We start from the raw sequence: 12,289 nt of genomic DNA, 5'->3' as shown, positions 1-12,289 counted from the left end.
GGGTTCCCAGGAGCAGAAGCCCCTGGGAACACGCCGGCGACCTGGCACCATACCCTCGCCGGCTTCCGGGGAGAACCTCAGAAGAAGCCGACCTTGTTCGGGCTGTAAGAGACGAGCAGGTTCTTGGTCTGCTGGTAATGATCGAGCATCATCTTGTGGGTCTCGCGACCGATGCCGGACTGCTTGTAACCACCAAACGCAGCACCCGCCGGATAGACGTGATAGCAATTCGTCCACACGCGACCCGCTTCGATGCCCCGCCCGGCGCGGTAAGCGATATTGGTGTCACGGCTCCAGACACCTGCGCCGAGACCGTAAACCGTGTCATTGGCGATTTCGAGCGCCTCCTCCACTGTCTTGAAGGTGGTGACAGAAACGACAGGACCGAAGATTTCCTCCTGGAAAATCCGCATCTTGTTGTTGCCCTCAAAAACAGTTGGCTGAATATAATAACCGTCTTTTAGATCACCCGACAGCGTCTTGCGATCACCGCCAGTCAAAACTTTGGCGCCTTCCTTCTTGCCGATCTCCAGATAGCTCATGATCTTGTCGAACTGTTCCTGCGAGGCCTGTGCGCCCAGCATCGTCGACGGGTTGAGCGGATCGTCCTGGCTGATGGCCTGCACGCGCTTGATCGCCTTTTCCATGAACCGGTCATAGATCGATTCATGCACCAGCGCGCGGGATGGGCAGGTGCAGACCTCACCCTGGTTCAGTGCGAAGAAGGCAAAACCTTCGAGCGCCTTGTCGAGGAAGGCATCGTCCTCATTCATCACATCGGCAAAGAAGATATTCGGCGATTTGCCGCCCAACTCGAGCGTGATGTTGGTCACGTTGTCGGCCGCATACCGCATGATTTCCTTGCCGACCGAGGTAGAGCCGGTAAAGGCGATCTTGGCGATGCGGTTGCTCTGGGCCAGCGGCTTGCCAGCTTCAAGGCCGGTGCCGTTGACGATGTTGAGGACGCCGGGCGGCAGCAAATCTTCGATCAGCTCCATCACGATGAGTATGGAGGCCGGTGTCTGTTCGGCCGGCTTCAGCACGACGCAATTGCCCGCAGCAAGAGCCGGTGCAAGTTTCCACGCGGCCATCAGGATCGGGAAGTTCCACGGGATGATCTGGCCGACGACACCGAGTGGTTCATGGAAGTGATAGGCGACGGTATCGTTATCGATTTCGCCGATCGTGCCTTCCTGGGCGCGGATGCAGCCCGCGAAATAGCGGAAGTGATCGATCGCAAGCGGAATATCCGCATTGGTGGTTTCACGTAGCGGCTTGCCATTATCCCAGGTTTCAGCCCGGGCGATAAGGTCTAGATTGTCTTCGATCCGCTGGGCGATCTTGAGCAGGATGTTGGAACGCTCGGTTATGCTGGTCTTGCCCCATTTGTCGCGGGCTTTATGGGCCGCGTCCAGCGCGAATTCGATGTCGGCGGCATCCGAACGCGGCACTTCGCAAATCTTGTGGCCGGTCACCGGCGATAGGTTATCCATGTAGCGGCCGGATTTCGGCTCCACCCATTTGCCGCCGATGTAATTGCCGTATTTCAGCTTGAAGGGCGCTTCGCCCGCTTTCTGCTGAACCTGAATATTCATAATTTCATCCTCCCTGATGAAAACGATCCTGAGCGGACCGCATGGGAGAAAGGTGAGCCTAGATGATACGGTTCGGTAGAGGGGCGGCGCGGTTCCGCAGCGCACATTGTCTCACATCTGCGACAGAGCCGCCGTTCTCTGGCACATTCGGCCAGAAAACGGGGTCTGCAATCCTCAATGGACGTCGAACTTCTTCATTTTGCGGTGAAGTGTCGCGCGGCTGATGCCGAGCAGCGAGGCAGCCTGCGTGACATTGCCGTTGGTGCGCGACAACACGCGGCGAAGCGCCGAGCGTTCCGCTTCCGCAAGGTCGGAACCGCTGTCATGGCGCTGTTCCTGCAAAATATCCGCAGCCGGCACACCCTGTGCGATCCTTATATCATCGAGCTTCAGCGCAAGGCGTGCGGCGCGGGTTGCGCCGAGCACGAGATCGTCCTGATCCACGGCAAGCAGCGAAAGCGCCGTTCCGAAGCCGCTCGGCACGACCACGATGCGCGCACCCGGAAAAGCACGGCGGAAGAGATTGCCTTCGATGCGTTGCGCCGCGTCCTTCACCGCCTGCGTGACGAAGGAGAAGGTCATCTCGTTGATGTCGTCGCGGCAGGTGGAAATATCAAGCGCGCCCGTCACCCGGCCGGTATGGTCGCGAATGGGCGCGGTGGTGCAGCAGAGTTCGGTATTTGAGGTGAAGAAATGCTGGTCGCGATAGACCACAACCGAACGCTCGTCGACGAGGGCCGTGCCGATACCGTTGGTGCCGACACTTTCCTCGCTCCACACGGCTCCCGACCAGAGGCCGAGCGAACGGAAATCGCGATCGTCTCCCGCGGCCCCACGCCGCTCCAGCGCGACGCCCTGCGCGTCCGTCAAAAGCAGGCAGCAGCCGGATTTGCCGACACTGTGGAAAATCCGGTCCAGCTCATCGGTACTTTCGGCAATCAGGCCGGCAGCGCTTTCACGGGCACGGCGAAATTCCGCCTCGCTCAAAAAAATCGGCTTGCGGTTTTCCTCTGGCGCGAGCCGGTGCTTGACCATGCAACGCCGCCACGAGGCGACAATCGGAGAACTTGCGGCGGCGGAACGATGGCGTGCGGTTTCATACACGCGTTCCGCATGGGCGATGTCTGTCGGCATGCGCTCCTCCCAAAGCTTTTGTGCGATGGTGCGCTGGAAGCGTCGACGTTTCAACTAAAAACTTTGCGGCCGGTGCGCGGCACCTGAGCGGGCGCGAAAGGGATTATCGTGCAGCCTTCAGATATCGCCGGTCAGAGGCCGCTTCGGTTTCGTCCTCGGCAGACAGGAAAGTATCGTCCACGAGATTGGCGATGGAGGTGAGCGGACCGGGCTTGCCGAAGAAGAATCCCTGCACCTGCAGGCAACCCTCCCGCCGGAGAAACTCAACGTGAGCCATCGTCTCCACCCCTTCAGCCAGCACCGGAATATTGAGGCTATGCGCCAGAATGAGCGTCGAGCGAACGATCGCTTCGGACTGCGCATTGGTCGAGAGACCATCGATGAAAGCGCGGTCGATCTTGATCTTGTCGAACGGGAAGCTTTGCAGGGTCGAAAGTGAGGAGTAGCCCGTGCCATAGTCATCCATGGCGATCTTGACACCGAGCGACTTGAGCTTGCGAATGGTAACAAGGGCGTGGCGATGGTCGGCAATGATGCTGCCTTCCGTGATTTCGAGCTCCAGCCGTTCCGGCGCAAGCCCGGTCTCGGCGAGAATTTTCTCGACCTTGTCGGGGAACTCATTATCCGCGAGCTGCTGCGGCGCCACGTTAACGGCGATGGTGAGCGATTTTTTCCACCGCGCAGCCTGCGCGCAGGCTTCTCTGAGAACCCACTCGCCCAACTCAACGATGAAGCCGGTCTGTTCGGCAATGGGAATGAACTCGACCGGCGAAATCATGCCGCGTCCCGGGTGTTTCCAGCGCAGGAGCGCCTCGAAACCGACGATGCTGCCACTCCTGGTATCGTTCTGCTGCTGGTAATAAAGCTCGAATTCGTTATTGGCGAGACCGCTGCGCATGGCGACGGCAAGCGCATTCCGCTCCCGCGCAGCCTCGTCCATGGATTTGTCATAGAAGCAGATCGTGTCCGAGATGCCGCTTTTTGCCCGGTACATGGCAACATCGGCCTGCGCCATCAGCGTGTCGGCATCGATGGAGCTGGAATTGCGCACCGATATGCCCACACTTGCGCCAACCGAAAATGTCTGGCCGTTCCACTCCACGGGTCTGCTGATCTGCTCGATCAGCCGTTGCGCGAATTCTGCACCGTCTGCCCTGACATAATAGGAATGCGTCATCGCCACGAATTCATCGCCGCCCATGCGCGCCAGGAATTCGCCATCCTTCAACACGGAACTCGCCCGGTCGGCGATGGCGCGCAGCACGGCGTCACCGGCCGCATGACCATGCACGTCGTTGATTTCCTTGAAGCGGTTGAGATCGATGGACAGAAGCGCCGTATGCGCGCCGAGCGAGATATGGCGGGTGCGGCGGTTGAGATGTTCGATGAAAGCCGCACGATTTGGGATACCGGTCAGCGGATCGTGCAGGGAGAGGTGGCGATAGCGCGCAACCGCCTGCTGGGTGGACTGGGCATCGATCACATAGGTCGAGAGCCCGAGCGCCAGAAGCAGCAGCGTCACGGCGATTGCGCCCCCGCCCATGATGGCCGGCGGCAGCAGATTCTCCGGAATGACGACGCGCGGGTCAAAGGCGAAGGACATGGAAGCCATGCCTGTATAGTGCATCGAGGCAATCGCCAGGATGAGAAATGTCACTCCGCCATATTGGCAGAAGCGGTTGAGTGGCCGGGCGATGCGATTGACCGCGAGCGCGCCGAGCACCGCCCCCAGCACCAGCGAGGCGATGACGTAGGCCCGATCCCAGACGATCATGCCTTGCACATTATAGGCCGCCATGCCGGTATAATGCATGGCCGCGATGCCGAGGCCAAGAATAACACCACCGGCCTCCACCATCACGCTACGCCCGCCATAGGCGGAAATGCCGAAACCCGCTGTTGTCGTGGAGATGGCAATCAGAAGCGAAAGACCCGTGAGATAAGGATCGTAGCCCACCTCGCCCGCCGCGACATAGCCCAGCATCGCCACGAAATGGGTGGTCCATATCGCCGCACCGCCATTGACGCCCGCCAGAAACAGCCAGTTGACCTTCTGCACCCCCGTCGCCAGGCGCGCTCTCGAAAAAAGCCGCATCGAAACGAAGCTTCCGAGCATGCAGACAACCACCGCTGCAACGGTGTATCTGTAGTCGTGATCGACGGTAAGGCACTGGAGAACTTTGAGCATTGGGATCTACGCGATTGGAGTTGCGCATAGCCTTATCAGTTGCCAAGTTTTCACCCGGTTTATGTGCATGGATAAGCACATATTAAAAATTGCAACAGGCGAGTGAATTAGATAATTCTAATAAAATTACAAAGCGGCAGCAGCCAAAACCCGGCCACTCTTGTCTTTGTCTGCCGTTTGTATTATAGCGCCCGCACCCGTGTAGACACCCTTGGAGGCAACGCGGGTGGGATGGTGCCTGGCGCCTCCCCAGTTCAGCGCCCGCGGGCATGAACTCTCCATATAACCTCGAAAGGAATTGCCATGAGCAAAGAATCGTATGAGCTCAAGGCCGAGGCGCGCGAACGAGTTGGTAAGGGGTCCTCTCGTGAACTTCGCCGCAACGGTTTGATTCCGGCTGTCATCTATGGTGACAAGCAGGCCCCCATTTCCATCGCGCTCTCGACCAACGAAGTCACCAAGCGTATCCACGCTGGCGGTTTCATGACGACGGTTGCGACGATCGACGTCGACGGCAAGAAGATCAAGGTTCTCCCGAAGGATTACCAGCTTGATCCGGTCCGCGACTTCACCATGCATGTCGACTTCCTGCGCGTCTCGGGCAACACGCTCGTCAACGTCGAAATTCCGGTTCACTTCGAAAACGAAGAAAAGTCGGACATCAAGATCGGCGGCGTTCTGAACATCGTTCGCCACACGGTGGAATTCCACTGCCCGGCCAACGACATTCCGGAAGCCATCACGGTTGACCTCTCCGGCCTGAAGATCGGCGACAGCGTTCACATCTCGAACGTCAAGCTGCCGAAGAACATCACGCCTGTTATCGCTGACCGTGACTTCACGATCGCAACGATCGTTGCTCCGGCAGCTGGCGTTGAAGAAGAAGCCGCAGCTGAAGAAGCTTCCGAGGAATAATCAGCGGCCGCAAGGCTTGCAGATTATAAGATTGGGCCCGTTCCGGTTTCGGAACGGGCCTTTTAGTTTTTATGAACTTTAATTCCAGAAAGCTTGCCGCCCAGCCATGATGGGCGGGCCGTTTCAGCGTCGATTAACACTTCCGTGAAACGATACCCTTGCGCTGCCGTGCAATCTCCAGACGGAAGAAAACGCGGCGCAGCAAGTCTGGGGCAAGGGGTAACTGCAATTTAACATGGCTCATTCCGTCGAAAGCCGCTTTATCGCGATTGTTTCCGGCGCACTTCTCACAGTGGTCGCACCGCTCTTTACGCTTTTGCTGACGCTTTCCTACCATGAAGCCATTCGCAGCCAGCGCAACCATCTCGAAATCCTCCTCTCCACCAATGCGCAGGCGCTTGCCCGGCCGCTGTGGGATCTGGATGACGACACCATCAACCAGATTACCGGCACCCTCGTTTCCGACCCCATGATCCGCATGGTCGAGGTCAAGGACACGTCCGGCCAGCTCGACATCATCCAGACCGCCGGCAGCGACGTCATCCAGGACGCCGCCTCGACGAGCCGTGAGGTCACCTACAAGACGACCAAGGGCGTCGTTACCGTGGGGCTGCTGACCGTTTATTACGACGACGTTGGCCTTTTGACCTCCCTGAGCCGCACCGAACTGGCTTTCATCACGATTTTCATCGTGGCCGTCGTCACCATCGTTATTGCAGCCATCGCCGGCAATCGCTTCATGGTGATCCGTCCGCTGATGCGGCTGGCGGCCGCGATAGAGGCGACACGGCGGCTAGGTTCTCGCCATCACGTCGACTGGCGTTCGAAGGACGAAATCGGCCGACTCGCGAAAAGCTTCAACGAAATGCAGTCCCAGCTCGAAAAGGAAGAGCTGGAAATCAAGAATGCCCACGCCCGCAAGACGGAAATCTACAACCGTACGCCGGCCATGCTGTTCTCGCTGGATAGTCATGACCGCATCGCCGCCGTCAGCGATTATTGGATACAGGCAACGGGCTACGACCGCAGCCGGATACTCGGCCTGAATTTTGCCGATCTTATCCACCCCGATGACCGGCTCCTGTTCCAGCAGCGCAGGACGGCGCACCCCTTGCCCGATGCGTCACACAACGGCATTACCGTGCGTTTTCGGTGCATGGACGGCAGCGTCATGGACGCGCTTGTCCTGGAAAAGGCTCTCCATTCCAGCGATGCGGCCCATCAGAGCACCTGTCTCTGCGTCATGACCGACGTCACCGAATTGCGCCAGTCGGAAAAGCGCAACCGCCAGCAGGCGATTTCCGACCATCTGACCGGCCTGTTCAACCGACAGGGCTTTGAGGGGATTCTCGATCTGCAAATCCGCGATGCGGACCAAAACGGCAGCGAACTCGCCTGCCTGTTTATCGATCTCGACCGCTTCAAAGCCATCAACGACAATCTCGGCCATGCCGCCGGTGATGCCGTGCTCAAACAGTTCACCGCAAAACTGGAGCCACTTCTGACGCCGCTCGACAGCGCATCGCGTCTGGGCGGCGACGAATTTGCTATACTGCTCGCCGGCGAAAAGGTGGAAGAGCGCGCGCGGCAGTTCTGCGAACGCATCGGCGCCATGCTCGATACACCCTTCGAGATCGACAATAACAGCATTCGCATCAGCGCCAGCATCGGCATGGCCGTCTATCCGTTGCACGCGTCAAGCGCCTCGGAACTCCTGCAAAATGCCGATATGGCGATGTATACCCGCAAACGCATGGGCAAGAACGGCTCGCAGGTCTTCGACAGCTCGATCATGGATCGTGCCCGCGAACATGCGGAGTTGGAGCGCGACATTGCCCAGGCGCTGTCCGACGATTGGTTCGAGGCTTATTTCCAGCCGATACAGAACCTTGGCACTGGCCGCACGACAGGTTTCGAGGCGCTGCTGCGTCTCAATCATCCGGAAAAAGGGTTGCTTTCCCCGGCGACCATCGTCCGTCTTGCAGAAGAAAACGGCACTATTCAGCGTATCGGCAATGTCATCCTCGATCAGGCGATCGCCAATCTCGCGAGGCTTTCGCACCTGCCTGGCATGGAGCAGACCTATGTCGCCGTCAATGTTTCGCCGCTGCAATTCGAACCGGGCCTACCGACACGCATCGCGGGTGTCCTTCACCGCCACGGCATCGTTCCCGCCCGCCTTGTGATCGAGATCACCGAAGCGGTCATCATGAAAAACGATCCGCAGATCCGGGCGATCCTCAATGCCATCCATCAGCTCGGTTGCCGCATCGCGCTCGACGACTTCGGAACGGGTTACTCGTCGCTGAGCTATCTCAGCCGCTTCCCGGTCGATATCGTCAAGATCGATCAATCCTTTACCCGTTCTATCTGCGACGACGGACCGGAAATCCGGCAACGCAGCCGCATGCTGGTCGAAGGTATCGCGGCCATCTCGCACAAGATGAACTGCACCGTCATCGCAGAGGGCATCGAAACCGAGGAGCAGAAGCAACTTCTGACCAAGATTGGCGCGGATTTTGGCCAGGGTTACCTCTTCGCCCGGCCGCAGCCTCTCGATAAGCTGATCGCCGGTCTGGGTGAGATCACCGATCAAAATCGCATTGCCGCCCGGCAAGCCTGAAACATTGGGGAATGTCATGAGATTGATCCGCACCTGCCTGATCTTTCTTGCTCTCACCACGCCGGCAAACGCAGACAAACTGTTTCTGACAACCGAGGTCTACCCGCCTTATAATGTCCAGGCCAGTGATGGCAGCGTGCGCGGCGTCTATTTCGATCAGCTGAAGATCGTGCTCGAGCAGACCAAAACGGATTACGAGGTTACGGTCATGCCTTGGGCACGGGCCATCGCATTGGCAACGACCCAACCGATGCACTGCGTTTTCGCCACCGCAAGGACGCCGGAACGGGAAAACCTGTTCAAATGGGTTGCCCCCATTCACACCGATCGCAACGTGCTTGTCGCCCGCCGCAAGGCAAACATCCAGGCTGCCACTCTCGAGGACGCGAAAAAATATCGCGTCGGAACCCAGCGTGGAGATTACACCGAAGCCCTTCTGCAAAAGCTCGGCTTCCCGCAGGTGGATGTCGGCGCGGATTTCGAAATCACCTTCCACAAGCTGGCAGCCGGCCGCATCGATCTGATGCCCATGTCTGAAAGCACGTTCAAAAGCCTGCCCGCCGACACCTTCAGCGAGGTGATAACGCTTGCGCGACAACAGCTCGGGCTCGCCTGCAACAAGAGCGTCCCGGACGAGATCATTGCCAGATTGCAGACGCGACTAGACCAGTTGATCGCCGATGGAACGCAGCAGAAAATCTTCGACCGCTACGATCTCATCAGCCCCTGATACCTTTCGCAGGCACAAAAAGATTGACAGCCGGCGGTTTTCGGGATGGTGACAACACCATCATCAGGCAAAACGCGGACAAGCCCCATGAAGATCATCGCAGGACTTGGTAATCCCGGCGCGCAATACGCCGGAAACCGTCATAACATCGGCTTCATGGCTGTCGATGCGTTGCAGCGCCTGCCCTCCTTTGCGCCCTGGTCTCGGAAATTCAAGGCGGAGATCTCCGAGGGCGACATCGCCGGCGAAAAAATCCTGCTGATGAAGCCGCTGACCTACATGAACCTTTCCGGTGAATCGGTTGGCGAAGCCATGCGCTTCTACAAGCTTTCGCCCGCGGATATCATCGCCATCCATGACGAACTGGACTTGCCGGCCGGCCGCGCCCGCATCAAGACGGGTGGCGGGCATGGCGGTCATAATGGCCTGAAATCCCTCGACGCCCATTGCGGCAAGGAGTACCGCCGCCTGCGCCTCGGCATAGGACATCCCGGCGACAAGGAACGGGTGCACGGCCATGTGCTCGGCGATTTTGCCAAGGCCGACAAGACATGGCTGGAGCCGCTGCTCGACGCGATCGCCGACAACGCCTCCATGCTGGTGAAGGCTGAGGATTCCCAGCTGATGAACAAGCTGGCGCTGGCCACGGGCAGCAAGCCCGAAGCCGAGAAGCCGGCCAAGGCAGCCAGGCCCGCTGCGCAGTCCCATATCCATCAGGCGCGTAACAGCGCCCAGCCGAAAAAGCTGCCGGAAACCGGGCCGATGGCCGAGATGCTGAAGCGCATGTTCGGCAAGAAGGATTGATGATCAATGTCACCTGACACCGTCGTCTTGCGAGAGGTGGAGCGCGACGACCTCGCTGGATTGCTTGAACTTTATCGTGCGCTCAATCCGGCCGACCGAGACATGTCGGCAGAAGAAGCGGATACGGCGTTCGCCGCCATCCTGGCCCAGCCGGGGCTCTCCATTTTTCTTGCGACCGAAGGCGGGAACGCGGTCGCCACGGCCACGCTACAGATCGTTCCAAACCTCACGCGCGCCGCCCGTCCCTATGCCCTTATCGAAAACGTGGTGACACTCGAAAACCGTCGCGGCCGCGGATATGGCCGCGCGGTCGTGCGCCATGCCGTCGAGGCGGCCTTTGCGGCGAACTGCTATAAGGTCATGCTGCTCACCGGCAGGCAGAATCCCGAGGTTCACGGCTTTTACGAAAGCTGCGGCTTCGTGCAGAACAAGACGGGTTTTCAAATCCGGCAGGAGTGACGTTCACTCTTCCGGCTCGGTGGTGAACATCAGCGGAAATCCCGCCTCCTTGCCAAGGTCGGTCGCTTCCTTGGCTTTCGTCTCGGCGATATCCCGCTCACAGACGACAACCACCGCGCTGCCGAAGCGATGCGCCGTCATCATCACCCGGTGACCGGCCTCCTCGCTCATGCGGAAGACGGCTTTCAGCACGACGGTCACGAATTCACGCGGCGTGTAGTCGTCGTTCAGCAGAATGACCTTGTAGAGCTTTGGCCGCTCCAGCTTGGGCTTGACCTTTGGTTTTGGTTTGAGATCGACAGGACTGTCACTCATCATGGCCGCTCGTGCCTGCCGTTCATCGCGGTTGCTCATGGGAAAACCCCGTTGATGACGAAAGATCGATCGCTTGACCCGCTCATATTGCGCCGCAACCGCGGCATCGGCAACCCTGCCCGAAATTCCGCGCCATTAAAGGGGCTTTGGCCGCACAAATCGGCCCGCGGGCTTGACCTTGCCCTGCCGTTTCCGCAAAAGGCTCCTCAACGAATTCTTTCAAACGGACAGGTTTCAAGCCATGGGCTTCAAATGCGGTATCGTTGGATTGCCAAATGTCGGCAAGTCCACTCTCTTCAACGCGCTGACAAAAACAGCCGCGGCGCAGGCCGCCAACTATCCCTTTTGCACCATCGAGCCGAACACGGGCGAAGTGGCGGTTCCGGATGCGCGCATGAAAATCCTTGCCGACATCGCCGGCTCAAAGGAAATCATCCCCACCCGCATCTCCTTCGTCGATATCGCCGGCCTGGTGCGCGGCGCCTCCAAGGGTGAAGGCCTCGGCAACCAGTTCCTCGCCAACATTCGCGAAGTCGATGCCGTCGTGCACGTCCTGCGCTGCTTCGAGGATGATGACATCACACACGTCGAAGGCCGCATCAACCCGGTCGCCGACGCCGAAACGATCGAGACCGAGCTGATGCTCTCAGACCTCGAAAGCCTCGAGCGCCGCACGGAACAGACCCGCAAGCGCGCCACCGGCAAGGATAAGGAATCGCTGGCGCAGCTGCCGCTGATGGAAGCATCGCTGAAGCTTCTCAACGAAGGCAAGCCGGTCCGCACCCTGCTCTCCACGCTCGATGCCGAAGAGCTGCGCATCCTTCAGGGCCTCAACCTCCTGACGGCGCACCCGGTCCTCTATGTCTGCAACGTCGCAGAAGGCGATGCAGTCGATGGCAATGAGCACACCCGCGCCGTCGCAGACATGGCCAAGGCCCAGGGTGCCGAGACCGTCATCATCTCCGCTGCAATCGAATCCGAGGTCGCACAGCTTCCCGACGAAGAGGCGAAGGAATTCCTTTCCGCCCTCGGCCTCGAAGAAGCGGGCCTCGACCGCCTGATCCGTGCCGGCTACAAGCTGCTCGATCTCATCACCTATTTCACCGTCGGCCCGAAGGAGTGCCGCGCCTGGACCATCGAGCGCGGCACCAAGGCCCCGCAGGCGGCCGGCGTCATCCACTCCGATTTCGAACGCGGCTTCATCCGCGCCAACACCATCGCCTATAACGACTATGTTGCCTTCAAGGGCGAAGTCGGCGCGAAGGAAGCTGGCAAGGCCCGTGACGAAGGCAAGGAATATGTGGTTCAGGACGGCGACGTCATCCACTTCCGCTTCAACACCTGATGAGGCCCTTCGCGGGAAAGGCCGGTCGCTTCCCTGATGTACCCAAGAACGGAACATTGCCGCCTGTCTCTTCTACTCCGGGGAGAGATACTGGCCACAAGGGTCGGATGAGAGGGCAAGCTCTCCTGATATAATGACCCTCGCCCCCTCATCCCGCTGCCGCGACCTTCTCCCCCTCGGG

At 59.2% G+C, this 12,289-nt stretch carries 10 protein-coding genes; 6 read left to right on the top strand and 4 right to left on the bottom strand.

All coding sequences use genetic code 11. The features are described 5' to 3' along the window. Window positions 1-77: 77 nt before the first annotated feature. The 3 genes from adh to FS804_RS14380 all read right to left on the bottom strand — a co-directional run bounded on the left by adh (window position 78) and on the right by FS804_RS14380 (window position 4,917). Entirely contained in the window at window positions 78-1,595 is a 1,518-nt protein-coding gene (gene adh / locus FS804_RS14390) for an aldehyde dehydrogenase (protein WP_112766604.1), read from the bottom strand. A gap of 174 nt (window positions 1,596-1,769) precedes the next feature. Continuing rightward, on the bottom strand, window positions 1,770-2,729 hold the full coding sequence (locus tag FS804_RS14385) for a helix-turn-helix domain-containing protein (protein WP_063950676.1): 960 nt from the start codon (window positions 2,727-2,729) through the stop codon (window positions 1,770-1,772). 103 nt (window positions 2,730-2,832) lie between these two features. Beyond that, window positions 2,833-4,917 (bottom strand): bifunctional diguanylate cyclase/phosphodiesterase, encoded by a 2,085-nt coding sequence (locus FS804_RS14380; RefSeq protein WP_144577246.1) that lies wholly within the window; start codon window positions 4,915-4,917, stop codon window positions 2,833-2,835. A 303-nt stretch (window positions 4,918-5,220) separates the two neighbouring features. Between FS804_RS14380 and FS804_RS14375 the strand changes: the two genes are divergently transcribed. From FS804_RS14375 to FS804_RS14355, 5 genes are all read left to right on the top strand, one after another. Beyond that, window positions 5,221-5,832, top strand: a complete 612-nt coding sequence (locus FS804_RS14375; RefSeq protein ID WP_063950678.1) for a 50S ribosomal protein L25/general stress protein Ctc — start codon at window positions 5,221-5,223, stop codon at window positions 5,830-5,832. Between the two features lie 235 nt (window positions 5,833-6,067). Beyond that, complete coding sequence (locus tag FS804_RS14370) at window positions 6,068-8,455, top strand: EAL domain-containing protein (RefSeq protein ID WP_144577244.1); 2,388 nt, start codon at window positions 6,068-6,070, stop codon at window positions 8,453-8,455. A gap of 16 nt (window positions 8,456-8,471) precedes the next feature. Further along, complete coding sequence (locus FS804_RS14365; protein WP_063950804.1) at window positions 8,472-9,185, top strand: ABC transporter substrate-binding protein; 714 nt, start codon at window positions 8,472-8,474, stop codon at window positions 9,183-9,185. Window positions 9,186-9,272: 87 nt separating this feature from the next. Continuing rightward, window positions 9,273-9,989, top strand: a complete 717-nt coding sequence (pth, locus tag FS804_RS14360) for an aminoacyl-tRNA hydrolase (RefSeq protein WP_063950680.1) — start codon at window positions 9,273-9,275, stop codon at window positions 9,987-9,989. 6 nt (window positions 9,990-9,995) lie between these two features. After that, window positions 9,996-10,448 carry a GNAT family N-acetyltransferase gene (locus FS804_RS14355; RefSeq protein ID WP_144577242.1) on the top strand — a complete coding sequence of 151 codons (453 nt, stop codon included), beginning with the start codon at window positions 9,996-9,998 and terminating at the stop codon, window positions 10,446-10,448. Window positions 10,449-10,451: 3 nt separating this feature from the next. Here the strand turns inward: FS804_RS14355 and clpS are convergent, their stop codons facing one another. Then, the gene (gene clpS / locus FS804_RS14350; protein WP_006699463.1) at window positions 10,452-10,763 is read right to left on the bottom strand and encodes an ATP-dependent Clp protease adapter ClpS; all 312 of its coding nucleotides are present in this window, start codon (window positions 10,761-10,763) and stop codon (window positions 10,452-10,454) included. A gap of 241 nt (window positions 10,764-11,004) precedes the next feature. On the opposite strand from clpS, the gene ychF reads away from it, so the two are divergent. After that, window positions 11,005-12,108, top strand: a complete 1,104-nt coding sequence (ychF, locus tag FS804_RS14345) for a redox-regulated ATPase YchF (RefSeq protein ID WP_063950805.1) — start codon at window positions 11,005-11,007, stop codon at window positions 12,106-12,108. Window positions 12,109-12,289 lie beyond the last annotated feature (181 nt).

Source organism: Agrobacterium sp. DE0009 (assembly GCF_007680755.1).
Lineage (GTDB): Bacteria > Pseudomonadota > Alphaproteobacteria > Rhizobiales > Rhizobiaceae > Agrobacterium > Agrobacterium tumefaciens_B.
Note: the sequence above shows the minus strand (reverse complement) of the source record. Positions and strands in the feature narration are given on the sequence as shown.